The 24,975-nt window shown below is 71.9% G+C and carries 20 protein-coding genes; 7 read left to right on the plus strand and 13 right to left on the minus strand.

Annotated elements, in window-relative coordinates:
• Positions 1 to 64: 64 nt before the first annotated feature.
• The 7 genes from OG331_RS35215 to OG331_RS35245 all read right to left on the minus strand — a co-directional run bounded on the left by OG331_RS35215 (position 65) and on the right by OG331_RS35245 (position 10,442).
• The gene (locus OG331_RS35215) at positions 65 to 1,039 is read right to left on the minus strand and encodes a helix-turn-helix transcriptional regulator (protein ID WP_406203839.1); all 975 of its coding nucleotides are present in this window, start codon (positions 1,037 to 1,039) and stop codon (positions 65 to 67) included.
• 134 nt (positions 1,040 to 1,173) lie between these two features.
• Positions 1,174 to 3,876 carry a pyruvate dehydrogenase (acetyl-transferring), homodimeric type gene (aceE, locus tag OG331_RS35220; RefSeq protein ID WP_406203842.1) on the minus strand — a complete coding sequence of 901 codons (2,703 nt, stop codon included), beginning with the start codon at positions 3,874 to 3,876 and terminating at the stop codon, positions 1,174 to 1,176.
• A gap of 332 nt (positions 3,877 to 4,208) precedes the next feature.
• Positions 4,209 to 4,340, minus strand: coding sequence for a hypothetical protein (locus tag OG331_RS35225; protein WP_406203845.1), 132 nt, complete (start codon positions 4,338 to 4,340; stop codon positions 4,209 to 4,211).
• A 242-nt stretch (positions 4,341 to 4,582) separates the two neighbouring features.
• Positions 4,583 to 5,215 (minus strand): GntR family transcriptional regulator, encoded by a 633-nt coding sequence (locus OG331_RS35230; RefSeq protein ID WP_328882140.1) that lies wholly within the window; start codon positions 5,213 to 5,215, stop codon positions 4,583 to 4,585.
• Positions 5,216 to 5,426: 211 nt separating this feature from the next.
• On the minus strand, positions 5,427 to 7,199 hold the full coding sequence (gene sucB, locus OG331_RS35235; RefSeq protein ID WP_406203849.1) for a 2-oxoglutarate dehydrogenase, E2 component, dihydrolipoamide succinyltransferase: 1,773 nt from the start codon (positions 7,197 to 7,199) through the stop codon (positions 5,427 to 5,429).
• Positions 7,200 to 7,258: 59 nt separating this feature from the next.
• Positions 7,259 to 8,647, minus strand: a complete 1,389-nt coding sequence (gene lpdA / locus OG331_RS35240) for a dihydrolipoyl dehydrogenase (RefSeq protein WP_328428260.1) — start codon at positions 8,645 to 8,647, stop codon at positions 7,259 to 7,261.
• A gap of 253 nt (positions 8,648 to 8,900) precedes the next feature.
• On the minus strand, positions 8,901 to 10,442 hold the full coding sequence (locus OG331_RS35245; RefSeq protein ID WP_406203853.1) for a leucyl aminopeptidase: 1,542 nt from the start codon (positions 10,440 to 10,442) through the stop codon (positions 8,901 to 8,903).
• Positions 10,443 to 10,795: 353 nt separating this feature from the next.
• Here OG331_RS35245 and OG331_RS35250 point away from each other — a divergent pair, with 353 nt between their 5' ends.
• The 4 genes from OG331_RS35250 to OG331_RS35265 all read left to right on the plus strand — a co-directional run bounded on the left by OG331_RS35250 (position 10,796) and on the right by OG331_RS35265 (position 16,604).
• Positions 10,796 to 12,829: a hypothetical protein gene (locus OG331_RS35250; protein WP_406203856.1), complete on the plus strand. Its 2,034-nt coding sequence runs from the start codon at positions 10,796 to 10,798 to the stop codon at positions 12,827 to 12,829.
• Positions 12,830 to 12,937: 108 nt separating this feature from the next.
• Entirely contained in the window at positions 12,938 to 14,458 is a 1,521-nt protein-coding gene (gene pelF, locus OG331_RS35255; protein WP_406203858.1) for a GT4 family glycosyltransferase PelF, read from the plus strand.
• Positions 14,455 to 15,957, plus strand: coding sequence for a hypothetical protein (locus tag OG331_RS35260; RefSeq protein ID WP_406203861.1), 1,503 nt, complete (start codon positions 14,455 to 14,457; stop codon positions 15,955 to 15,957). The genes pelF and OG331_RS35260 overlap by 4 nt, the downstream gene beginning before the upstream one ends.
• Complete coding sequence (locus OG331_RS35265) at positions 15,954 to 16,604, plus strand: spherulation-specific family 4 protein (RefSeq protein ID WP_406203864.1); 651 nt, start codon at positions 15,954 to 15,956, stop codon at positions 16,602 to 16,604. Before OG331_RS35260 ends, OG331_RS35265 begins: the two co-directional genes overlap by 4 nt.
• Before the next feature lie 8 nt (positions 16,605 to 16,612).
• Here OG331_RS35265 and OG331_RS35270 read toward each other — a convergent pair whose 3' ends face one another.
• Positions 16,613 to 17,392, minus strand: coding sequence for an adenosylcobinamide-GDP ribazoletransferase (locus OG331_RS35270; protein ID WP_406210499.1), 780 nt, complete (start codon positions 17,390 to 17,392; stop codon positions 16,613 to 16,615).
• A gap of 73 nt (positions 17,393 to 17,465) precedes the next feature.
• On the opposite strand from OG331_RS35270, the gene OG331_RS35275 reads away from it, so the two are divergent.
• Entirely contained in the window at positions 17,466 to 18,230 is a 765-nt protein-coding gene (locus OG331_RS35275) for a hypothetical protein (RefSeq protein ID WP_406203867.1), read from the plus strand.
• Here OG331_RS35275 and OG331_RS35280 read toward each other — a convergent pair.
• Both OG331_RS35280 and cobT read right to left on the minus strand, forming a co-directional pair.
• Entirely contained in the window at positions 18,170 to 18,874 is a 705-nt protein-coding gene (locus tag OG331_RS35280; protein ID WP_406203870.1) for a hypothetical protein, read from the minus strand. The two genes, OG331_RS35275 and OG331_RS35280, sit on opposite strands and share 61 nt — an antisense overlap.
• 79 nt (positions 18,875 to 18,953) lie before the next feature.
• Entirely contained in the window at positions 18,954 to 20,081 is a 1,128-nt protein-coding gene (gene cobT, locus OG331_RS35285) for a nicotinate-nucleotide--dimethylbenzimidazole phosphoribosyltransferase (protein ID WP_406203873.1), read from the minus strand.
• Between the two features lie 216 nt (positions 20,082 to 20,297).
• Between cobT and OG331_RS35290 the strand changes: the two genes are divergently transcribed.
• Complete coding sequence (locus OG331_RS35290; protein WP_406203876.1) at positions 20,298 to 21,170, plus strand: class I SAM-dependent methyltransferase; 873 nt, start codon at positions 20,298 to 20,300, stop codon at positions 21,168 to 21,170.
• Here OG331_RS35290 and OG331_RS35295 read toward each other — a convergent pair.
• Positions 21,159 to 22,361, minus strand: a complete 1,203-nt coding sequence (locus OG331_RS35295) for a bifunctional adenosylcobinamide kinase/adenosylcobinamide-phosphate guanylyltransferase (protein WP_406203879.1) — start codon at positions 22,359 to 22,361, stop codon at positions 21,159 to 21,161. The two genes, OG331_RS35290 and OG331_RS35295, sit on opposite strands and share 12 nt — an antisense overlap.
• Positions 22,362 to 22,474: 113 nt before the next feature.
• Here OG331_RS35295 and OG331_RS35300 point away from each other — a divergent pair, with 113 nt between their 5' ends.
• Positions 22,475 to 22,684 (plus strand): hypothetical protein, encoded by a 210-nt coding sequence (locus OG331_RS35300; protein ID WP_389451733.1) that lies wholly within the window; start codon positions 22,475 to 22,477, stop codon positions 22,682 to 22,684.
• A gap of 42 nt (positions 22,685 to 22,726) precedes the next feature.
• On the opposite strand, the gene OG331_RS35305 is transcribed toward OG331_RS35300, so the two are convergent.
• Both OG331_RS35305 and OG331_RS35310 read right to left on the minus strand, forming a co-directional pair.
• Positions 22,727 to 23,815 (minus strand): S1C family serine protease, encoded by a 1,089-nt coding sequence (locus OG331_RS35305; protein WP_406203882.1) that lies wholly within the window; start codon positions 23,813 to 23,815, stop codon positions 22,727 to 22,729.
• A gap of 448 nt (positions 23,816 to 24,263) precedes the next feature.
• Positions 24,264 to 24,965, minus strand: a complete 702-nt coding sequence (locus tag OG331_RS35310) for a class I SAM-dependent methyltransferase (protein ID WP_406203885.1) — start codon at positions 24,963 to 24,965, stop codon at positions 24,264 to 24,266.
• Positions 24,966 to 24,975: the final 10 nt, after the last annotated feature.

Below are 24,975 nucleotides of genomic sequence, written 5' to 3' on the forward strand. Positions count from 1 at the left end.
CGGATTGTTATGGGCGTACGGGCCTTGGGCGGCCGGGCAGGACCGGGCCCGGCGGGCGTCCGGGTCAGGCCCCGTACAGCGCGGCCAGCCGTATCGCGTCGTCCGTGAACCGCTCTCTCAGCGACTGCGGCGCCAGCACCTCGATCTCCGGCCCGAGCGCCGCGAGCTGGGTGTGGGCGACCTCCTCGGACTCCACGGGGAGCGTCAGCGTCACCCAGCCGTCCGCGTCAGGCGCGTCCGCCGCCCGCAGCGCCTCCCGTGCGGACTGCGGATCGACGGTGTACGGCAACCGGCGCACCCCGCCCGGCGACACCCGCACCACGACCTCGGCCCGCAGCAGGGACCGCGCGAACTGCTCGGCCCGCTCCTCCCAGAAACCCGGCAGATCGAACTCCCCGTCCCGCTCGAACCGCTCCTCGCCCCGGTCCACGGCGGTGAACCGGTCGATGCGGTACACCCGGTACGAGCCGTGCCCCGCCACGCGGGCGCACAGATACCAGACCCCCGCCTTCAGCACGAGCCCGTACGGCTCCAGCTCCCGGCCGACCTCGCTCTCCCCGCGCCGGTACCGGGCCACGATCCGCCGGTCGTCCCACACCGCGTCCGCGACGACCGGCAGCAGCTCGGGTGTCTTCGGCTCCTTGAACCAGTTCGGGGCGTCCAGATGGAACCGCTGGGCGGCGGAACGGGAGGCGTCCCGCAATGAGGGCATCAGGGCCGCCGACACCTTCAGCGTGGCGGCGGAGGCGGCGTCCTCCAGCCCCATCTCCCGCAGCGCGCCGGGAACGCCGCTCAGGAACAGCGCCTCGGCCTCACTCCGCCCGAGCCCCGTCAGCCTGGTCCGGTACCCGCCGATGAGCCGGTAGCCGCCGGCCCGCCCCCGATCCGCGTACACCGGGACCCCGGCCTCGGACAGGGCCTGCGCGTCCCGGGTGACGGTCCGCTCGGAGACCTCCAGCTCACGCGCGAGTTCGGCCGCGGTCATGGCGGGCCGGGACTGGAGAAGCAGCACCATCTTGATGAGCCGGGCAGCACGCATACGGCCATCATGCCGGGGCCCACTGACAACGAACCCGCCGACGACGAACCCACTGACGACGGCCCCACTGACGACGGCCCACAAACGACGAAGGGGTACGGCGGCCGCCGTACCCCTTCGTCCGTGCTCCTGCCTTACAGGCCGTACTTCTCGCGCGCTTCCTTCACGGCCGTCGCCTTGACCTCGCCCCGCTTCGCGAGCTGGGCCAGGGCCGCGACGACGATCGACTCGGCGTCGACGCCGAAGTGGCGGCGGGCCGCCTCGCGGGTGTCGGAGAGGCCGAAGCCGTCCGCGCCCAGCGAGGAGTAGTCCTGCTCGACCCACTGCGCGATCTGGTCGGGAACCTGGCGCATGTAGTCGGAGACCGCAAGGACCGGGCCCTCGGCACCCTGGAGCGCCTGACGGACGTACGGCATCCGCTCCTCGCCGCGCAGCAGGGCCGCGTCGGCTTCGAGGGCGTCCCGGCGCAGCTCCGTCCAGGACGTCGCCGACCAGACGTCGGCCGCCACGCCCCACTCCTCGGTGAGCAGCTGCTGCGCCTTGAGCGTCCAGTGGATCGCCGTGCCGGAGCCGAGCAGCTGGATGCGCGGGGCGTTCGCCACCGGCGACAGGCCGGCCGACTCCGCCGTGTTGAAGCGGTACAGGCCCTTGACGATGCCCTCGTCCACGCCGTCCACGGCGGGCTTCGCGGGCTGCGGGAGCGGCTCGTTGTAGACGGTGAGGTAGTAGAAGACGTTCTGGTCCTCGCCCGGGGCCGCCTCGCCGTACATCCGGCGCAGACCGTCCTTGACGATCGCCGCGACCTCGTACGCGAACGCCGGGTCGTACGTCAGGGCGGCCGGGTTCGTCGCCGCGATCACCGGCGAGTGACCGTCGGCGTGCTGCAGGCCCTCGCCCGTCAGCGTCGTACGGCCCGCCGTCGCGCCGACGAGGAAGCCGCGGCCGAGCTGGTCGCCGAGCTGCCACATCTGGTCGGCCGTGCGCTGCCAGCCGAACATCGAGTAGAAGATGTAGAACGGGATCATCGTTTCGCCGTGCGTGGAGTACGCGGTCGACGCGGCGATGAAGTCGGCCATCGAACCGGCCTCGGTGATCCCCTCGTTGAGGATCTGGCCGTTCTGGGCCTCCTTGTAGTACATGAGCTGGTCGCGGTCGACCGGCTCGTACGTCTGGCCCTTGGGCGAGTAGATGCCCAGGGACGGGAAGAGGCTCTCCATACCGAAGGTGCGCGCCTCGTCGGGGACGATCGGCACCCAGCGCTTGCCCGACTCCTTGTCGCGGACCAGGTCCTTGATCAGGCGGACGAAGGCCATGGTGGTGGCCACGTTCTGGGAGCCGGAGCCCTTGTCGAAGGAGGCGAACGCCTTCTCGGCGGGGGCGGGCAGCGGCGCCACCGGGTGGACGCGGCGGGCCGGGGCCGGGCCGCCGAGGGCCGCGCGGCGCTCCTGGAGGTAGCGGACCTCGGGGGAGTCGGCGCCGGGGTGGCCGTAGGGGACGACCCCGTCGACGAACTGCGCGTCGGAGATGGGCAGTTCGAGCAGGTCACGCATTGTCTTGAACTCGTCCACCGTCAGCTTCTTCATCTGGTGGTTGGCGTTCTTCGACGCGAAGCCCTCGCCGAGGGTGTGGCCCTTGACCGTCTGGGCCAGGATGACCGTCGGCGCGCCCTTGAACTCGACGGCGGCCTTGTAGGCGGCGTACACCTTGCGCGCCTCGTGGCCACCGCGGGAGAGGTGGAAGCACTCCAGGATCTTGTCGTCGCTCAGCAGCTTCGCCATCTCGGCGAGCTCCGGGTCCTTGCCGAAGAAGTCCTGGCGGATGTAGGCGGCGTCGCGGGTCTGGTACGTCTGCACCTGCGCGTCGGGTACCTCGCGCAGCCGGCGTACGAGCGCGCCCGTCGTGTCGAGCTGGAACAGCTCGTCCCACGCCGTACCCCAGAGCGTCTTGACGACGTTCCAGCCGGCGCCACGGAACTGGGCCTCCAGCTCCTGCACGATCTTGAAGTTGGCGCGGACCGGGCCGTCGAGGCGCTGCAGGTTGCAGTTGATGACGAAGGTCAGGTTGTCCAGGCCCTCGCGGGAGGCCAGGGCGAGTGCCGCCGTCGACTCGGGCTCGTCCATCTCGCCGTCACCGAGGAACGCCCACACGTGGGACGCGGAGACGTCCTTGATGCCGCGGTTGGTGAGGTAGCGGTTGAAACGGGCCTGGTAGATGGCCGAGAGCGGGCCGAGGCCCATGGACACCGTCGGGAACTCCCACAGCCAGGGCAGGCGGCGGGGGTGCGGGTACGACGGGAGTCCGTTGCCGCCGGCCTCCTGGCGGAAGTTGTCGAGCTGCTGCTCGTTCAGGCGGCCGTCGAGGAAGGCGCGGGCGTAGATGCCGGGGGAGGCGTGGCCCTGGATGTACAGCTGGTCGCCGGAGCCGTCCGCCTCCTTGCCCTTGAAGAAGTGGTTGAAGCCGGTCTCGTAGAGCCAGGCCGCGGAGGCGAAGGTGGCGATGTGGCCGCCGACGCCGTATTTGGAGCCGCGGGTCACCATGGCCGCCGCGTTCCAGCGGTTCCACGCGGTGATACGGGCTTCCAGCGCCTCGTCACCGGGCGCGGACGGCTCGGCGGGGGTGGGGATGGTGTTGACGTAGTCGGTCTCGAGGAGCTTGGGCAGCGCGATGCCGGTGCCCTCGGCCCGCTCCAGCGTCCGGCGCATCAGGTATGCGGCGCGGTGCGGACCGGCTGCCTTGGCTACCGCGTCCAGCGAGGCCTGCCATTCGGCGGTCTCCTCCGGATCACGGTCGGGGAGCTGGTCGAGCGCGCTCGGCTGGATGGCGTTGGGGTCGGTCATGTCGCCGCCTTCCTCAGTCGAAGGGGGTTCCCTCATCGGCAAGGGTTCGGGGGTGCCCTTTGTCTTTGGCAGGACAGGGCGGAGGGCTTGGGTGCAAGCCCGTCGGCGACTGTAACTCCCTGATCGATGATCGATCAAAGGGTGGAGGGCTAAAAGGTCCCTATACCGCGAAAATTGGCATCCGGTGCCGGGAGAGCAGGCACGCGGTGCCGCGTTTTCCCTGCTCACATGAGTTGTGGGCGGCTAGCTTGCGCGCGCTCGGCTCTCGGTAAGGGATGGGAACCCGGGGGTGCGCGGTGTGTAAATGCAGCGACGGGGTCTGCGCGGCCGGCTCAGGCGTGCGCGGCCGCCGGACGCGCGCTCGTGGCGAACGCCTTCCACAGCTGCATGGCCAGGCGCACCAGAACGGCCTCGACGAGGGCGATCGCCACCTGGGTCAGGATCGTGCCGAGTATCTGCGGCATGGTCGCCGCCTTTCGTGTGCGTCGTGCGGGGGTACGGCTCCTTTGTCCGGGCCGATGTCATCCGGCAGGCCGCGCACGGGTTTCCTGCGGGTGAACTTTCCCCAGCGCATCGACGGCGCACCGGGCCACCGCGGGCCCCAGCACCGCCCCCGCCGCCGACGCCCGGCACCACCAGGGACCCCACCGTGGCCGCCACCACCGGATCGCGGCCCGCGTCCTGGGGAGCAGGGAAGGGAGCTGTGCTATTCGCCTTCGTGCCGCGGTGCGCACCCGAGTACGTGGGCCTTGACCATCTCGGCGATGCGCGGATCCCGGCGCTGGAACGCCGCCACCAGCTCCTCGTGCTCCTCCGCGTACGACTGCTGCACCGTCCCCAGCCAGCGGATGGAAAGGGCCGTGAACACCTCGATGCCGAGGCCCTCCCAGGTGTGCAGCAGCACCGAGTTGCCCGCCGCCCGCACCAGCTCCCGGTGGAAGGCGACCGTGTGCCGCACCTGGGCCGTGCCGTCCGAGAGGCGGTCGGCCTCGTACAGAGCGGCGACATGCGGCTCCAGGGCGGAGCAGTCCTCCGAGAGGCGGTCGGCCGCGAGTTCCGCGGCGATGGCCTCCAAACCGGCCCGGACCGGGTAGCTCTCCTCCAGGTCGGCCGCGGTCAGACTCCGTACCCGCACGCCCTTGTTGGGCGCGGACTCGATCAGCCGCAGCGACTCCAGCTCACGCAGCGCCTCCCGCACCGGTGTCTGGCTGACCTCCAGCTCGGTGGCGATCCGCCGTTCCACGATCCGCTCGCCCGGCTGCCAGCGCCCGCTGATGATCCCCTCCAGGATGTGCTCGCGGATCTGTTCGCGCAGCGAGTGGATGACGGGGGCGGTCATGAGAGCTCCTTAGGGCGCGTTTGACGTTTAGACAATAAGGCCGGGAGGCTCCGCCGGAGGGGCGCACGGGGGCGCTTTGGTGCAGGTGAGACGAGACTTACACGGAGACTTACACGCTCGGTCGGATCGACACAATGGCGATGCCCTCCCCCCGGAAGTCCGAGGAGAGGGCATCGTCGTACGGGCAGGCCGCATTCGGCCGGCAGCGTCCTTACAGGCCGAGCTCGACCTCGAACTCGCCGGCCTCCAGGATCGCCTTGACCGCCGTCAGGTAACGGGCCGCGTCGGCACCGTCCACCAGGCGGTGGTCGTAGGACAGGGTCAGGTACGTCATGTCGCGGACGCCGATGACCGTGCCCTCCTCCGTCTCGATGACGGCCGGGCGCTTGACCGTGGCGCCGATACCGAGGATCGCGACCTGGCCCGGCGGCACGATGATCGTGTCGAAGAGCGCACCGCGCGAACCGGTGTTGGAGATGGTGAAGGTCGCGCCGGACAGCTCGTCGGGCGTGATCTTGTTGGCGCGGACCTTGCCCGCCAGGTCGGCCGTGGCCTTGGCGATGCCGGCGATGTTGAGGTCGCCCGCGTGCTTGATGACCGGGGTCATCAGGCCCTTCTCCGAGTCCACCGCGATACCGATGTTCTCGGTGTCGAAGTAGGTGATCGTGCCCTCGGCCTCGTTGATCCTGGCGTTGACGGGCGCGTGCGCCTTCAGCGCCTGGGCCGCGGCCTTGACGAAGAACGGCATCGGGGAGAGCTTGACGCCTTCGCGGGCGGCGAAGGAGTCCTTCGCCCGGCCGCGCAGCTTCATCAGGCGCGTGACGTCGACCTCGACGACCGACGACAGCTGCGCCTGCTCGTGCAGCGCCTTGACCATGTTGTCGCCGATGACCTTGCGGATGCGCGGCATCTTGACGGTCTGGCCACGGAGGGGAGAGGCCTCCAGGGACGGCGCCTTCTTGGCGGCCGGCGCGGCAGCGACGGGAGCCGGAGCAGCGGCGGCGGTCTTCGCGGCCTCGGCGGCGGCGATGACGTCCTGCTTGCGGATGCGGCCGCCGACGCCGGTGCCCTTGACGGCGGCCAGGTCGACGCCGTTCTCGGCGGCGAGCTTGCGCACCAGCGGGGTGACGTAGGCGCCCTCGTCGGTCGGCTTGGCGGCGGCCGGAGCAGCCGGAGCCGGGGTGACCGGGGCCGGGGCGGCCGGCGCGGGAGCCGGAGCGGCGGGCTGGGCCGGAGCCGGGGCGGCAGCGGCGGGCGCGGCCGGAGCGGCGGGGGCAGCCGGAGCCGCGGGCGCGGCCGGGGCAGCGGCGGCAGGGGCCGGGGTCTCCTGGGCCGGGGCGGCCGCCGGAGCGGCACCCGCGGCGCCGATGACGGCCAGCTTGGCGCCGACCTCGGCCGTCTCGTCCTCGCCGACCACGATCTCCAGCAGCGTGCCGGAGGCGGGGGCGGGGATCTCGGTGTCGACCTTGTCCGTCGACACCTCCAGCAGCGGCTCGTCGGCCTCGACGCTGTCACCGACCGACTTCAGCCAGCGGGTGACGGTGCCCTCGGTGACGGACTCGCCGAGCGCGGGCAGGACGACGTCCGTGCCCTCGGCGGAGCCGGCGCCGGAGGCGGCCTCGGCGCTGGGCGCCGGAGCCGGGGCGGCCTGCTCGGTGGACGGGGCAGCGGCCTGCGGGGCCGGCTCCGGCTCGGCGGCCGGGGCGGGCTCGGCGGCGGGGGCCGGGGCGGCAGCGGGGGCGCCCGTGCCGTCGTCGATCACGGCCAGCTCGGCACCGACCTCGACCGTCTCGTCCTCGGCGACCTTGATGGAGGCCAGGACGCCGGCGGCGGGGGAGGGGATCTCGGTGTCGACCTTGTCGGTGGAGACCTCGAGCAGCGGCTCGTCGGCCTCGACGCGCTCACCCTCGGCCTTCAGCCAGCGGGTGACAGTGCCCTCGGTGACGCTCTCGCCGAGCGCCGGAAGGGTTACGGAAACCGCCATGGTTTCGGTTGCTCCTTACGAATTGCGGAAGTCTGAGTCGTCGCTTCGTCGACCGAGGGTCAGTCGTGCGAGTGCAGCGGCTTGCCGGCCAGGGCCAGGTGGGCCTCGCCGAGCGCCTCGTTCTGCGTCGGGTGGGCGTGGATGAGCTGGGCGACCTCGGCGGGCAGCGCCTCCCAGTTGTAGATCAGCTGGGCTTCGCCGACCTGCTCGCCCATGCGGTCGCCGACCATGTGGACGCCGACCACGGCGCCGTCCTTGACCTGGACGAGCTTGATCTCGCCCGAGGTGTTGAGGATCTTGCTCTTGCCGTTGCCCGCGAGGTTGTACTTGAGAGCGACGACCTTGTCCGCGCCGTAGATCTCCTTGGCCTTGGCCTCGGTGATGCCGACGGAGGCGACCTCGGGGTGGCAGTACGTCACCCGCGGGACACCGTCGTAGTCGATCGGAACGGTCTTCAGACCGGCCAGACGCTCCGCCACCAGGATGCCCTCGGCGAAGCCGACGTGCGCGAGCTGGAGGGTCGGGACGAGGTCACCGACGGCGGAGATGGTGGGCACGTTGGTGCGCATGTACTCGTCGACGAGGACGTAGCCGCGGTCCATGGCGACGCCCTGCTCCTCGTAACCGAGACCGGCGGAGACCGGGCCGCGGCCGACGGCGACGAGCAGGACCTCGGCCTCGAACTCCTTGCCGTCGGCGAGGGTGACCTTGACGCCGTCGGCGGTGTACTCGGCCTTCGAGAAGAAGGTGCCCAGGTTGAACTTGATGCCGCGCTTGCGGAAGGCGCGCTCAAGAAGCTTCGAGCTGTTCTCGTCCTCGACCGGGACGAGGTGCTTCAGGCCCTCGATGACGGTGACGTCCGTGCCGAAGGACTTCCAGGCGGAGGCGAACTCGACGCCGATGACACCGCCGCCGAGGACGATCGCCGACTTCGGGACGCGGTCCAGGACGAGGGCGTGGTCGGAGGAGATGATCCGGTTGCCGTCGATCTCCAGGCCCGGCAGCGACTTCGGCACGGAGCCGGTCGCCAGCAGGACGTGGCGGCCCTGGACGCGCCGGCCGTTCACGTCGACGGAGGTGGGGGAGGACAGTCGGCCCTCACCCTCGATGTAGGTCACCTTGCGGGAGGCGACGAGTCCCTGCAGGCCCTTGTAAAGGCCGGAGATCACGCCGTCCTTGTACTTGTGGACACCGGCGATGTCGATGCCCTCGAAGCTGGCCTTCACACCGAACTGCTCGCTCTCACGAGCCTGGTCGGCGATCTCGCCCGCGTGCAGCAGGGCCTTGGTGGGGATGCAACCCCGGTGCAGGCAGGTGCCGCCGACCTTGTCCTTCTCGATCAGGGCGACGTCCAGGCCCAGCTGCGCCCCGCGCAGGGCCGCGGCGTACCCGCCACTACCACCGCCGAGGATCACTAGGTCGAAAACGGTGCTGGCGTCGTTCGCCACGTCACGTCCTCCATGCATGTGCGCCTACGCCGGTCAGCGGTGACCGGTCGGCGGCTGGTGTCCGGCCGCTCTTTCTTCGGCCCTGTGGTGGGGCCCTGTCCTGCCGAGCCCCATCTTCGCACTTGTCCACACCGAACGAGACGCCGGGCCGGTGTGTGAGACGTCCCACGTTCAGTTGAGCGGGCATGGCGGAGGGCATGGAAGAGGGGGCTCCGCCCTACCCGCGCGCGGAGCCCCCTCACTCATGACAACGTCAGCCCAGGTCCCCGGCCGCCGTCAGCTCGGCGAGCCGTACCAGCGTCCGCACCGCGGACCCCGTACCACCCTTCGGCGTGTACCCGAAGGGCCCGCCCTCGTTGAACGCGGGACCCGCGATGTCGATGTGCGCCCAGGTGATGCCCTCGCCGACGAACTCGCGCAGGAAGAGCCCCGCGACCAGCCCGCCGCCCATGCGCTCACCCATGTTGGCGATGTCGGCGGTGGGGGAGTCCATCCCCTTGCGCAGGTGCTCCGGCAGCGGCATCGGCCAGGACGGCTCACCGACCTCCTCGGCCGCCTCCACGATCGCGGTGCGGAACGCGTCGTCGTTGCCCATGACGCCGAACGTCCGGTTGCCCAGCGCCAGCACCATCGCTCCGGTCAGCGTCGCCACGTCCACGATCGCGTCCGGCTTCTCCTGCGAGGCCGCCCACAGCGCGTCGGCGAGCACCAGCCGGCCCTCGGCGTCCGTGTTGAGCACCTCGACGGTCTTGCCGCTGAGCATGTGCAGCACGTCACCGGGACGCACGGCGGACCCCGACGGCATGTTCTCGGCGAGCGCCAGCCAGCCGGTGATGTTCACCCGCAGCCCGAGCCGCGCGGCTGCGACGACGGCGGCGAACACGGCGGCCGCGCCGCTCATGTCGCACTTCATCGTCTCGTTGTGCCCGGCCGGCTTCAGCGAGATGCCGCCCGAGTCGTAGGTGATGCCCTTGCCGACGAGCGCGAGGTGCTTGTCGGCCTTGGAGTGCGTGTACGACAGCTTCACCAGCCGCGGTCCGGCCGCCGATCCGGAGCCGACGCCGAGGATGCCGCCGTAGCCGCCCTTGGTCAGCGCCTTCTCGTCGAGCACCTGCACCTTGATGCCGTGCTCCTTGGCGGCCGTCGAGGCGACCGCGGCGAAGGACTCGGGGTTGAGGTCGTTGGGCGGGGTGTTGATCAGGTCGCGGGCGCGGTTGAGCTCCTCGACGACGGCGGTGGCGCGCTCGATCGCCGCCTTGTGCTCCTTGTCGCGGGACTTGCCGCCGAGCAGCGCGGCCTCGGCGAGGGGAGCCTTGCCGTTCTTCTTGTCCCGGTCGCTCTTGCCGTTGTCCTTGTACGCGTCGAAGGCGTACGCCCCGAGCAGCACGCCCTCGGCGACGGCGCCGATGTCGGCGGCGTCGTTCAGCGGCAGCGCGAACGCGGCCTTCTTGGAGCCGGTGAGGGCGCGGGCGGCGACGCCGGCGGCCTTGCGCAGCGCCTCGCCGTCGTAGTCGGCGTCCTTCTCGGGCGCGGCACCCAGGCCGACAGCCACCACGAGGGGGGTCTTGAAGCCGGCGGGCGCGGGGAGCTTCGTCACCTCGCCCTCGGCACCGGTGGCACCGAGGGTCTCCAGGACGCCGGCGAGCTTGCCGTCGTACGCCTTGTCCACGGCCTCGGCGCCCGGTGCGACGACCGGTCCAGCGGCCTTGGAACCAGAGCCCTTGGCGACACCGATCACGATCGCGTCGGCGCGCAGGCCGGGCGCCGCGGCGGTGCTGAGAGTGAGAGCAGTCACGGTGGTGAATTCTCGCTTCCGATGTGAAGTTGCAGTGGCCGAATGGTGTGGGTCGACCGGGCCCGACGGCCGACCCTAGTTACCACCTACGGGTGCGGTATCAGCGGGGCCTTCCCCGGTACGGCGAACACTCGCCATGAGCCTACGCTCGTGTGAGCGTTCGCTCATTCCTTCGGACGTTCACCTGTCGGTGGCGTCGCGGCCATTTCCTGATTCTCGGGACCGGTGAGCTGAGTCACACTCGTCTGGTTCCGGTGAGCTGTCTGCTCGCCGCTTTGCATGATTTCCACGGATCCTCCGCCGATTCATCGCAACCGGCCACAAGGGGATCTTCTGGGGGGAAGGAACGATCAATGGCGCAGAGTGCGCACAGATGGAGAAACACGGCCGCCGTTCTGGGGGCCGCCGGTCTGCTGTCGCTGGGGCTGGGGGTACCCGGCGCCGCGGCTGCGGGGGAGCCGCGCATCGATCTCAGGGTGCTGGTCGTGGACAACGGCGACGCCCCTGTCCAGGCCATCACCGCCCAGCTCAAGAGCACCGGCATCCCGTACACCACCGTCGACCTGACCGACGCCGACCGCCCGACCGTCACCGCCGCGTTCCTCAGCGACACGGTGGGCGGCACGCCCCGCGCCAAGTTCCAGGGCGTCGTCCTGCCCAACGAGGCCCCCTTCGGCGAGGGTTCCGCGGAGCAGACCGCGCTGGAGAGCTACGAGCGGACCTACGGCATCCCGCAGGTCGACGCCTACACCTGGGCCCACCCGGGCGTCGGCCTCGACTACACCAGCGAGGGCGGCTGGACGGGCAGCCTCGACGGACAGCAGGCCTCGGTCACGGCCCAGGGGAAGTCGGGGTACTTCGGCTATCTCGACGGCGCCTTCGCGTTCGAGGACAACGACCCGTCCGTACCGGAGAGTTACGGCTTCGTCGCCCGCCCCCGCACCGGCTTCACCAGCTACGTCGACGTTCCCGTGCCGGGCGGCTCCGGACGCGGCAGCCTGGTCGGCGAGTACACCAACGACGGGCGCCGGCAACTGGTCGTGACCTTCGCGTACAACCAGTACCAGCAGCAGTTCCGCGTCCTGGCCCGCGGCATCGTCGAATGGCTGACCCAGGGAGTCCACCTCGGTCAGGCCCGCAACTACTTCGCGGTGCACGTCGACGACGTCTTCGCGCCCGACGCCCGCTGGGACACCGAGCGCAACTGCACGCCCGGTGACATCGACTGCGTGGGCGGTGGCGGCGAGGAGACCCCGCCGATCCGTATGACGGCCGAGGACGCGGTCCGTGCGGCACAGTGGCAGCGCGAGCGCGGCTTCAAGCTGGACATGGTCTACAACGCCGGCTCCGGCGAGGAGTGGAAGAGCGAGAACGGCGGCACGGACCCCCTCGCGACCCAACTGCTCGCCGACAAGGCGCAGTACCGCTGGATCAACCACACCTACACGCACCCCTTCCTCGGCTGCGTCCAGGACACCTCGACCGTGCCGTGGAGCTGCGCCAAGAACGCCGACGGCTCCACGCGGTACATGAGCCGCGCGGACATCTCGGCCCAGATCAGGGACAACCACAACTGGGGCGTCACCAAGGGACTCCCGCTCGACCGCACGGAACTCGTGACCGGCGAGCACTCGGGCCTGAAGACCCTGCCGCAGCAGCCCGACGACAACCCCAACCTCGCCCGCGCCCTCGCCGACAACGGCGTCAAGTGGATCGCCTCGGACAACTCCCGTGACCCCGCCCAGCGTCCGGTCGGCGCCGCGCTGACCGTGCCCCGGTATCCGATGAACGTGTACTACAACGTCGGTACCGAGGAGGAGATGGCCGACGAGTACAACTGGATCTACACCTCCGCCGCGGACGGCGGCAGTGGCATCTGCGAGAACAACCCCGCCTCCACCTGCCTGGACGAGCCGCTGGACACGGCCACCGGCTACGACGACCACATCGTCCCGCTGGAGGCCCGCACCGCCCTCGGGCACGCCATCAGCAACGACCCGCGCCCGCACTACGCCCACCAGTCCAACCTGGCCGAGGACCGGACGCTGTACCCGGTCCTGGACAAGGTGCTCGCCGACTACCGGGCGCTCTTCGCCGACAACACCCCGGTGGAGAACCTCGCGCAGAGCGCCATCGGCACGGAGCTGCAGCGCCGCGCCGCCTGGCAGTCCGCTCTCGCGAAGGGCTCCGTAACGGCGTACCGCATCGGCAACACGGTCACCGTCACCGCCCCGTCCGGGACCCAGATCCCGGTGACCGCACCGCAGGGGACCGTCAAGCAACTCCTCATCGGCACCACCGCGTTCGGGACGCCGTACGCGGGAGAGCGCTCGGCGTGGACCACGCCGGGGCTGCTGCAGACCGCTCTCAAGCTCAGGCTGCCGTAGCGCGGCTCAGCCGGACCTGAGGCGCACCCCGGCCATCTCACGACCGACCTGCCGGGGTGCGCTTCCGAGCCGAGGCACCGACTTGTTCCACAGGGGGGAACGCGCGTGATGCGCCATGGCCGTCATGTCACCATGCTCACCGAAGGCACCTATCCGCACGTCCACGGCGGCGTCAGCACCTGGTGCGACCAGCTCGTCAGGGGCATGCCGGAGGTCGACTTCCACATCGTGTCGCTGACCGGGACCGGCCGGGAACCCGTCACCTGGGAGCTGCCGGCCAACGTCTACCGGCACACCTCCGTACCGACCTGGGGCCCGCGTCCGGGGCACAAGCGACCGCCGTACGGCCGGGCCCGGCGCCGCTTCACCGACGCCTACGAGCGCTTCCTGCTCTCCTTCCTCGACCCCGAGGCTCACTGCGACTTCGGCGAGGCCCTCGACGAGCTGGCCGAACTCGCCCGCGCCGGACGCCTGTCGGCGGCCCTGCGCACGGAATCCGCGCTGCGCTCGCTGATGTGGATATGGACGATGCCGCATCTGGCGACCGCGGCGGCCCGTCCCACCGTCCACGACGCCCTGACTGCGACCGACCTGCTCGAACACGCCCTGCGCCCCCTCGGAGTCCGCATCCCCGAGGATTCGGTCGCCCACGCGGTGAGCAGCGGATTCGCCACCCTCCCGGCCCTCGCCGCCCGCAGGCTGGACGGCGTGCCCTTCCTCCTCACCGAGCACGGCATCTATCTGCGCGAGCGTTACCTCGGCTACCGCAGCGACGCCCAGCGCTGGCCCGTGAAGGCGTTCATGCTCGGCTTCTACCGCGAGCTGAACTCGCTCGGCTACCGCACGGCCGACCTGATCACCCCGTGCAACCAGTACAACCGCCGCTGGGAGGAGCGCGGCGGCGCCGACGCCGACAAGATCCGTACCGTCTACAACGGCGTCGACCCGCACGCCTTCCCGCACGCCGGCCCCGAGCCCGAGGTACCCACCCTCACCTGGTGCGGCCGTGTCGACCCCATCAAGGACCTGGAGACCCTGCTGCGGGCCTACGCCATGGTCCGCGCCGAGCTCCCGGAGACCCGCCTGCGGCTGTTCGGCCCGGTCCCGCCCGGCGGCGAGGCCTACCGCACCAGGCTGGAGAAGCTCGCCGCCGAACTCGGCGTCACGGACGCCCTGACCTTCGAGGGCCGCATCACCGAGGTCTGGCGCGCCTACGCGGCCGGGCACCTCGTGATGCTGTCGTCCATCTCCGAGGGCTTTCCGTTCTCCATCATCGAGGCCATGTCCTGCGGCCGTACGACCGTCTCGACGGACGTCGGGGGAGTGCGCGAGGCCGTCGGCGACACCGGACTCGTAGTCCCACCCCGCGAGCCGGAGAAGATGGCGGCCGCCGCCCTCACCCTCCTCCGCGACGACGAACGGCGCCTGAAACTGGGCGAGTTGTCCCGGCAGCGTGTGATCGACCGCTTCACACTGCGCCGCTCCGTGGACAACTTCCGGACGATCTACCAGGAGCTCGCGGGCAGCCCCGAGGTGTACGAGCCCACGCTGGAGACGGTCGCCGACTGGACCCTCGAACTGCGCGACCCCTGGTACGAGAAGGTCGCGACGGACGGAACCGGCTGGTGAGCGGCAGCCTCTGGATGCCGCCCGGCTCCCGCTCCGACACCCTGCCCGCCATCCCGCACCAGCGCGACCGGCCCAGCTGGGCCCGACCCGACCCCGTCGACGAACTCGCCGCGCGCCTGGACGACTTCATAGCCGCCGCCGTCCACCCCGACGAGATCGCCGCGCTCCTGGAGTCCGACGGCCTCTCGGACGACCGGATACGCGAGCGCTACGGCGTCAAGAACTCCTTCGCCCTCGCCGAGGAGCTGTACGAGCGGGTCGAGCGCCGCTACCCGGAGCCGGACGGCCCGGTCCACGACCCCTGGCGGACGGGCCTGCTCGGCTGCCTCCTGCGCGGCGTCGTCTTCGCCCTCCCCGGCTTCGGCTACGTCCTCGGCGCCCCACTGCTCGCCGGCCCGCACGACGACTTCGGCCTCCCCGCGGGCACGGTTCCGCTGCTGGCCGGCGCCTTGGTCGGCTGGACGTGGAACCAGGGACTCGCCCATCGGGCGTACTCCTGGCTGGGGTTGGGCGACCGCGGCGCCGCCCGCCGCGCCCTGCTCATGGGCGCGCCGGTGGGCGCGTTGCTCGGCGCCCTGGTGGCCCTGATCGTTGCGGGCGCCGCACACCCGGCCGCCGTCGCCTTCGCAGCCGGCCAGTCGGTCTACCTGGGCGCGGCCACCGCCCTCCTGGTGATGGGCCGCGAACGGGTCCTGCTGGCCGCGTTGCTGCCGATGACGGCGGGAGCGGTGCCGGCGTTGGTATATCCGGTGCCGGAGCCCGCACGGCTCGTCCTTCTGCTGGGCTCGCTTGCCGTGGTCGCCGCCCTTGGCCTCCGTGAGGTAGCGCCCCTCAAGGGGCGCGGGGCTGAATCCGATGTGCGGCTACCGCCGCGTGGGCCCGACAAGCCACGACGAAGCCGCAGCCGACGCACGACAATGGGCCCCCGCCTCTTCGCATCCCTCCCGTACGCCCTGTTCGGCCTGGCCACCGGCGTCCTGGTCCTCCACGCCGCCCTCGGCGACATCCTCACCGGCGAGCAGCGCAGCGCCCCCGCAGCAGTCGCCCTCACCCTCAGCATGGGCCCCGCCGAATGGCTGCTGTACCGCTTCCGCAGCGGCAGCCTGGCGGGCCTGCGCTCCAGCAGCACACCGAGGGCGTTTTGGCGGACGACGGTGCTGACGGTGGTGGAGTGCCTCGCCGTCTACCTGGTCACCCTGCTCGCGCTCAGCCTCGCCACCTCGGCCCTGTGGCCGCACACCTCGGGCTTCGCCGGTGTCCGCCTCGCCGGTCTGCTCCTGCTGGGTGTGGTCCTGTGGACGGCCCTGCTGCTCCAGTCCTTCGGCGCGGTGGCCGGCGCGGCGGCGATCTGCTGTGCGGCCGCCCTCGCCCAGACGGTCGCCGTGGTGACGCACACCGGCAATCCGCACTGGGTCGCCCTGATCGTCCACGGGACGGCTGCGGTGGCCCAGGCTGCCCTGGTCTGCGCCCTGTTGGGGAGAGTGACCGCTCACCGATGACCGACCTGCTGATCCCCTACTACGAGCACCCGTCCGTCCGCCCCGCCGAATGGGACGCGATCATCGCCGCCGCGCCCCGCCTCTACGGGGTCGTACTGAACCCGGCCGGCGGCCCCGGCGACGCGCCCGACCCGGCGTTCGCCGACGTCGCGGCCCGCCTGCGGGCGGTGGACGTACGGGTGCTCGGCTACGCCGACACCGACTACGGCCGCAGGCCGCACGCCGACGTCGTACACGACATCACCCGTCACCGCGACTGGTACCGCGCGGATGGCGTCTTCCTCGACCAGGTCGCCGCCGGACGCGAGGAGTTCGGCCACTATCAGCGGCTCGCGACGGCAGCCTGGGGTGCCGGCTGCGGCACGCTCGCCCTGAACCACGGCACGGCACCGCACCCGTCGTACGCCAGGATCGCGGACCTCCTGGTCACCTTCGAGGGGCCCTGGGCGTCGTACACCCGGCTCGGCCCGCAGTCGTGGCGGGCCGCCACCGGAGTGCGGCTGTGCCACCTGGTGTACGGCGTCCCGGCGGGCGTCGACCTGGCGGAGCCGGCGCGCGCCCGCGGGGCCACCGTGCACTGTGCGGTGCCGGGCGTGGGCGATCATCCGTGGGGCACGTTGCCGCACGGGCTGGCGCCCGCCCGGTGATGGGGGCGTCAGCCCAGTGACAGCACGACGAGCGCCGTCGTCGCCGCCGTCTCCGCGAGCCCACCGAAGACGTCACCGGTGACGCCGCCGAAGCGGCGGGTGCAGTGCCGCAGGAGGAGTTCGGCGGCGGCGAGCGCGGCGAGGACCGCGAGGGCGGTGCGGGCGATGTCGTACGCCCCGAACAGCGCTCCGGCCGCGGCGGCGACGCCGGTCACGGCCAGGGCCACGGCCACCGCGCCCCGTACGGGAACGACGCCGGCAACCGCCGCCCCCAGCCCCTCCGGCCGGGCGGCGGGCACACCGGTGCGGGCGGCGAGGGTGAGCGCGAGGCGGGCGGCGACGGCCGAGACGACGGTGGCGAGGGCGCCGCGGGCCCACGAGTCGTCGTACAGCTGCGCCAGCGCGGCCACCTGCGCCAGCAGCACGAACACGAGCGTGATGACCCCGAACGGCCCGATGTCCGACTGCTTCATGATCCGCAGCGCGTCCTCGGCGGGCTTGCCGCTGCCGAGGCCGTCGGCGGTGTCGGCGAGACCGTCGAGATGCAGCCCCCGGGTCAGGACGGCGGGGACGGCGGCGCCGGCAATGGCGGCGAGGAGGGGACCGGCGCCCAGGAACAGCAGCACAAGCCCTGCCGCGGCGGCACCGCAGCCGAGGACCACCCCGACGAGCGGGGCGCACAGCATCCCGCCGCGCGCCGCTTCCCGGTCCCAGCGGCTCACCCTGACGGGCAGCACGCTCAGGGTGCCGAAGGCGAATCGGAGGCCGTGCAGGGGTGGCGGGGTCATGGACACGCCCGCAGACTAGCCCGGACGTCGTCCCCGCCAGGCGGCCCACCCCTGTCCCGGACACACTGAAACCATGGGTGACTGGTGGCAGCGCAACATCATCGAACCGGGCAAGCTCCCCCTGCTCCTGGCTCTGACGGCCTTCGTGGTCACCTTCCTCGTCACCCGCGTCATCACCCGCCTCATCCGCGCGGGCAAAGGGCCCTTCCGCAACATCGAGACCGGCTCCGTCCACATCCACCATGTCGTTCCCGGCATCATCCTCACGATCATCGGCGGTTTCTGCGCGGTCGCCGGCGGTCAGCGCGGCTTCGGCTCGGCCGCGGCGGCCGTGGTGTTCGGGATCGGCGCGGGCCTGGTCATGGACGAGTTCGCGCTGATCCTGCATCTGGACGACGTGTACTGGACCGAGGACGGCCGCAAGAGCGTCGAGGTGGTCGTGCTCACCGCCGCCGTGGTCGGCCTGCTGCTCCTCGGCTACGCGCCCTTCGGGGTGAACGACCTGACCGACGACGAGACGCAGGGCCGCGGGACGGTGCTCACCACCATCGCCGGAAACTTCCTCCTCGCCCTGATCGCCCTCGCCAAGGGCAAGGCACGGATCGCGATCTTCGGGGTGGTCATCCCCTTCATCGCCCTGTTCGGCGCCATCCGCCTGGCCCGCCCCACGTCCCCCTGGGCGAAACGCTTCTACCGCCGCCGCCCGCGCGCCCGTGCCAAGGCCCAGCTGCGCGCCTACCACCACGACCGGCGCTGGGCGGGCCCCAGCCGCAAACTTCAGGACTGGATCGGCGGCGCTCCCGACGTGGAGCCGCCGCGCGCCCTGGAACGCCGCTGACGTACGGCCACCAGCGCGCACAGCACCAGGACCGCCGCGACGGCCGCGAGGTGCTCCTTCCCGGCGAGGTTCTCCTCCAGCACCACCTCGACCACCATCGCCGCGATCACCACACCGGCCGTGACATACGCGCCGTAGCGCCAGCCCAGGAACACCACGAGGCCCACCACCGCGGCCGACGGTCCGGTGTCCACGACGTGTGCGTCCGAGGCGGGCAGGCCGATCGGGTGGCCGGGGCCGAGCGCGATGCCCACGCGCGCGTAGAGGGTGCCGGCGAGGGTCGCGACGTAGGCGATGACGAGGGTCCGCCACCAGCCCAGGCAGAGCTCGGCGATCCCGAACACCAGCAGGATCTGCGCGAGAGCACCCCACACCGGCAGGTCGAGGGCCGGTACGAACAGGGACAGCGGCGTCCGCAGCAGCGCCTGCCACAGCGGATCCTCGGCGCGTACGCCGCCGAGGTTCTGCACGAGCCGATAGCCCCAGGACCGGTTCTGCACGAACTGCACGACCCCGGTCAGACATACGGCCCCGAGGGTCATCGGCACGGCCCGCCACCGCCGCTCGGCCAGGGTCCCGCGCGCGGCGAGGTACAGAGCCCCCCACTCGGCACGGGCCCAGCGACCGAGGGTGTCAGCTCTCACAAGTCGGGATCATATGTCCGCTCGTGAGTGAATCGCCCGTTTCGCTCCGGGCTCCTCGCCGCTGCCGCGGCTCCGGCTCTTACTCGGTCTCCGCCGGTTCCGCCGTCTCCGAACCCTCTGCCGCCTCCGAGTCCTCCGCATCCTGCGGCTTCTCCGGCTGCTCCGGCTGCTCCGGCAGCTCCGCCGCAAGCGCCGCCGCGGCCCGCACCATCGGCAGGGCCAGCATGCCCCCGGCGCCCTCCCCGACCTTCACGCCCTGGTCGAGCAGGGGCTCCAGGGCCATCCGGTCCAGCGCCTTGGCCTGACCGGGCTCCCCGCTGTTGTGCGCGGCCAGCCACCAGTCCGGCGCCCGGAACGCGATCCGCTGTCCCACCAGGGCGCAGGCGGCGACGACCACCCCGTCCAGCACGACCGGCATCTTCCGCACCGCGCTCTGCAGCAGGAATCCGGTGATCGCCGCGAGATCGGCCCCGCCCACGGCCGCGAGCAGCTGCAGCTGGTCCCCGAGCACGGGCCGGGCCCGGCGCAGGGCGTCCCGGATCGCCGCGCACTTGCGCATCCACATCAGGTCGTCGATGGCCAGTCCGCCCCGCCCGGTGACGACGGACGCGTCGGTCCCGCAGAGCGCGGCGACCAGCACCCCCGCCGCCGTGGTCCCGCCGACGCTCACATCGCCGAGCACCACCAGGTCCGTCCCGGAGTCGGCCTCCTCGTCGGCCACCGCCACCCCGGCCCGGAAGGCGGCCTCGGCCTCCTCGGTCGTGAGCGCGTCCTCGACGTCGATACGACCGCTGCCGCGCCGCACCCGATGCCGTACGACCGCCTCCGGCAGCGACTCCGGGTCGCAGTCCAGGGCCATGTCGACGATCCGCACCGGAACCCCGGCCCGCCGCGCGAGCACCGACACGGGCCGGCCGCCCTCGAGGATCTCCCGCACCAACTCCCCGGCGCTGCCCGCCGCCCGCGCCGACACACCGAGCTCGGCGACGCCGTGGTCTCCGGCGAACAGCACGACCCTCGGCTGTTCGATCGGCCGCACCGGCACCGCGGACTGCGCGGCCGCCAGCCACTCACCCAGTTCGTCGAGGCGGCCCAGCGCTCCGGGCGGCACGATCTGACGCTCACGGCGCGCCTCTGCGTCACGGCGCACCCCTCCGTCGGGGCGCTCGATCAGATCAGTGAAGTCGTCGAGATTAAGCGAGCTCATTCGCCGAACAGTACCGGCACCGGTCGAACAGAACGGCGCCCCATGGCCACCTCGGGCTCCGCCACGGCCCCACCCCGTCCGAGCGACGTCGTTGCACCCAAGATCGCCATCCCATACGTTCCGTTTTGCCGTGGATTGTCGGGGCATGCTCGCACCACCCGCCGTCCGCCTCAGCCGTACGCCCCCCGCGTACGCCCTCGCGCCCGGGAGCCACCCATGACCGCGACCGCCCCCTCCGAACGACACCGCACCGACTGTGCGTTCACCCTCGCCAGATGCCGGGAGCACACCTACGCCCCCCGCCACCTGCGACTCACACGGCTGCCGTACCGCCACCTGAGAGCTGCGGCCCGCGTGGCGCTGGACTTCCCCGAGCCGGAGAGCTGGCTGGACGTGGGCACGGGATACGCCCGCTTCCCGGACGTGGCGAAGGAACTCTTCCCGTACACGGCGTTCGACGGCCTCGACCTGACCCACCGCGTCCTGGACGCCCGCGTCGCCGAGCGGGTGGAGGAGGCCCACGTCGGCCACCTCACGGACCCCCGCATCACGGCCCGGCTGCGCGCCCGCTACGACATCGTCAGCATGTTCCGCCACCTGGAACACGCCCAGGACCCCCGCAGGGAACTGCGCGCCGCTCTCGCGGTCCTGCGCCCGGGCGGCCACCTCCTCCTCGAACTGCCCAACCCGCGGGGCGTGTTCGCCCTGCTGCTCGGCAGGTGGTGGATCCCGCACAGCCGCCCGGGCCACCTGCACCTGCTGCCCCTGAAAACCCTCCGCGAGGAGCTCCAGGCCCTGGGCTGCACCGTGCTCTCGGCGGACCGCCGCGGCACGCACATCCCGTACGACTTCGCGGCCTTCACCTCACGGGTGCTGACGCACCTTCTGCCCGCGCCCCTGTCCCGCGTGAGTGCACCCCTGGTCGGCGTGGCCTGGGCGCTCGATCACCTCCTGGCCCCCGTGGTGCGCCGCACCCGCCTGTCGAACACGTACCGCGTCATCGCCCGCAAGGAGCCGACCGCCCAGCCGACCGCACCACCGGCCACACTGCCGATCGTGCGGCCGACCCCACCGCCCTCAGCCGCGTAGCACCAACGCCTGCCCGGCCACCACCAGCAGCACCTGCTCGCACTCCCCGGCGAACGCGGCGTTCAGCCGTCCCAACTCGTCGCGGTAGCGCCGCCCCGACGCCGTCGCCGGCACGATCCCCGACCCCACCTCGTTCGACACGGCGACCACGGTCCGCCGGGTGGCCCGCACGGCCTGCGTCAACTCCCGCACCCGCTCCCGCAGTGCCTTCTCCCCGCCCTCCGCCCACACCGCGTCGTCCCACGCCCCGACGGCGTCCATGGCGTCCGTCAGCCACAGGGACAGACAGTCGATGAGCAGCGGCGGCCCCTCCGCGGCCAGCAGCGGCACCAGGTCGCACGTCTCGGTCGTACGCCACGACCCCGGCCGGCGCTCCCGGTGCGTGGCGACCCGCGCCGCCCACTCGGTGTCCCCGCCCCGGGTGCCCCCGGTCGCCACGTACAGCACGTCGGGAAACGCCTCCAGCCGCCGCTCCGCCTCCACCGACTTCCCGGACCGGGCGCCGCCCAGCACCAGAGTCCGCCGCGGCACGTCCGGCACGTCCTCGTACGCCCCCACCTCCAGCGTCGTCCCATCCGGCACCGCCCGCGCCCCCGCCGCGGCCAGCCGCCGCCGCAGCTCGGCACCCGGCGGCGCGTCGTGATCCAGATGTACGGCGATGACATCCGTCGTCGGCCCGACGGCACCCACCGCCCGCAGCTTGGCCAGCGCGTCCGGGCGCCCCACGACATCGGCGACCACCATGTCGTACATCCCGACGGCCCCGTTCTCCAGCCCGGCCGGTGCACCCCCCGGCGGCAGATACAGCAGCCGCTGTCCGTCCGGGCCGGTCACCGCGTACCCCGTGCCCGGGTGGTCCATCGCCACCGCCCGCACCCGATGCCCCGTCAGCAGCGCCAACTCCCGCCCGTCCGGCACCCGCCCGGGCTGCGGCACCCCGGCGGGCACCTCGACGGCGGGCCCGTTGTGCGGATGCGACAGCAGCACCTGCCGTACGTTCCCCAGCGAGCGCCCCGCCCGGGCCGCCGCGAAAGCCGCCCCGGGCGTCAGATCGAGCAGCAGTGCCCCGTCCACGAGCAACGCGGTCGCCGCCCGCGCATCATCCCCGAGCGCGCTCGCACAAGCCGCGCACGGACAGTCGGGGCGGGGGAGTCCCGCGGGGGCACCGGTGCCGAGCAGAGTGAGTTCCACAGAACCGATTTTCGCGTGTCGGCGCAGGTCTCGCGCATCCGGCTAGGCTCAGGACAGGAGCCGGACCTTGATCCGGCTCCTACTCTGCACGTGCCGACACCTTGGAGGCGTACATGGCGGCATGGACGTGGCGGTTCGAGAAGGCCGACGGGGCGGAGATCCAGCCCGCGGTGCAGCCCGAGGAGTTCACCACCCAGGGGGACGCCGAGTCGTGGATCGGGGAGCACTGGAAGGCACTGCTCGAAGGCGGTGCGGACCAGGTACGGCTGCTCGAGGACTCCACGGAGATCTACGGGCCGATGAGCCTGCACGCCGACGCGTAACGCTCACGGGGGCGGGGGCGTTGTGGCCCTCGCCCACCTCCGTCACTGCTCACCCAGCGTCACATCCACCGTCTTCTCACTGCCGTTGCGGGTGTACGTCACCTTCGTCCGCTCGCCCGGCCTGTCGGCGGCGAGCGCCTCGGACAGCGAGGTGATGGTGGTGATGTCCGTGTCGCCCAGCCGGGTGATGATGTCCCCTGGTGCCAGACCGGCCTTGTCGGCCGCCCCGCCCGTCTGCACCTTGACGACGGCCACGCCGGCGGCCTGGTAGTCGTCGTTCACGACCGTACGGGCCGTGATGCCGAGCGCCGCCCGGCCCGAGTCGGTGACCCTGCCGTCCTTGATGATCTGGTCGGCGATCGTCCGCACCGTCGACGCCGGGATGGCGAACCCGATGCCGGGCGCTGCGCTGTCCCCGAGGCCGGGGTCGGTGGCGGCGAGGGTCGGGATGCCGATGACCCGGCCGTCGAGGTTCACCAGGGCGCCGCCGCTGTTGCCGGGGTTGATGGCGGCCGACGTCTGCACCATGTTGGCGATCGTCGCGCCCGTACCGCCGTTGTCGCTGCCCTCGGTGACGGTCCGTCCGGTCGCCGAGACGATGCCCTGCGTCACGCTGGACGACAGCCCCAGCGGCGAGCCCATGGCCAGCACGATCTGTCCGACCTCGACCTTGGCGGAGTCCCCGAGCGTCGCCGCCTTCAGCCCGTCCGGCATGTCGTCCAGCTTGAGGACGGCGAGGTCCTGCTGCGGGTACGAGGAGACGAGCCGCGCGGTGACTTCGTCCTCGCGGTTCGCGATCGTCACGCGGAAGGTCTTCTCGTCCCCGACGACGTGTGCGTTGGTGACGAGGTGTCCCTGGTCGTCGTAGACGACACCCGATCCGAGATCGTTCCTTGCCTGGATCTGCACGACCGACGGCAGGACGTCCCTGATCACCTTCAGATAGCCGTCCTGCAGATCCTCGGTCGCCGTCAGCGCCTTCGGAACGGCGGCCTGCGCGGCCTGCGTGGTCGAGCCCTCCCGCCCGCCCGATGCCGACGAGCCGGAACAACCTGAGAACACCCCGAGACAGCAGCAGAGCCCGACAACCGGAAGACCGAGCCGCGCGGTACGGGAACGCCGAGCATCCATGCCCCGAGTCTCCCCGCGGGCCAGGAACCCGTCCTGCGCTACGCACCCGAACGAGCTGACCTGACGGTCCGCGCCTCGGGCGGGGGCGTTTCCGGGAGGCGGCCGGTTCCGCCTCGGTGCTGTGGGCGCCGTCGAGCAGTCGTCGCCGGCCCACTCCGTCACGCGCCCCGACGGGCCAGGCTCGCCGAGACGCCCAAGCGATGTCGCTTCCGGCGTCACGCTCGCCGTGTTCAGCGACCGGGTTCCTGGGGCGAAGCCCTTGGCGGCGAGGGAGGCGGGGCCCTTCCGGGAGGCGGTCGGGTCCGTCCGGGTGTCGTGGACGCCGTCGAGCAGCAGCCCGCGCCGACCCGCGCCGTCACGTGCCCGGACGGGCCAGGCTCCCCGAGACGAGCAAGGGCCTCGACTCCGGCGTCACGCTCACGTCCTCAGGGACCGGCCCCCGGCCGGCTCAGCCGCGCACCCCGCACAGGTGCAGCAGTGCCGCCACGCTCCGGTAGGGGTCCGTCTTGCCGGCCCGTTCCTCGACCGCCAGCAAGGTCTCCACGTCCGGCGGGGTCTGCGCCCCGTCGGCGGCCGTGTCGGTGAAGACGCGCACTCCGTACCAGGCGTGCAGCGGTGCCCCGATTCCCGCGAGTGTCGACGTCAGGTCGGCCAGGCGGTCGGCCCGTACGTCCAGGCCCAGCCGGTTGCGGTAGGCGGTCGTGTCGAAGGCGGTCAGTGCGCCGGGCCAGTCCCCGGCCAGCCCCGGCCGCATGGCGAGGGCGTCGCCGTTGCGGACGAGCAGCGACAACAGCCCGCCCTGGGCGAGCATCCGGGCCAGCCCGGCCAGCAGCGGATCGGGCTCGTCGATGTACATCAGCACGCCATGGCAGAGCACGACGTCGAAGCTGCCCGGCAGAAAGTGGACGCCGGTGTCCCGACCGTCGCCCTGGACGATGCGCACCCGCTCCCGGATCCCCTCCGGCTCACCGGCGAGCTCCTCGCGGGCCGTGGCGATCATCTTCGGGTCCTGCTCCACGCCGGTCACCTGGTGCCCGGCCCTGGCCAGGCGCAGCGCCTGCGTGCCCTGGCCCATCCCGACGTCGAGCACCCGCAAGCGCTGCCCGACGGGGAACCGCCCGGCTATCTGCTCGTCGAGCTGGCGGCCCACCAGCTCCTGT

Origin of the sequence: Streptomyces sp. NBC_01017 (assembly GCF_045162795.1) — a bacterium.
In the GTDB taxonomy this organism is placed as follows: Bacteria; Actinomycetota; Actinomycetes; order Streptomycetales; family Streptomycetaceae; genus Streptomyces; species Streptomyces machairae.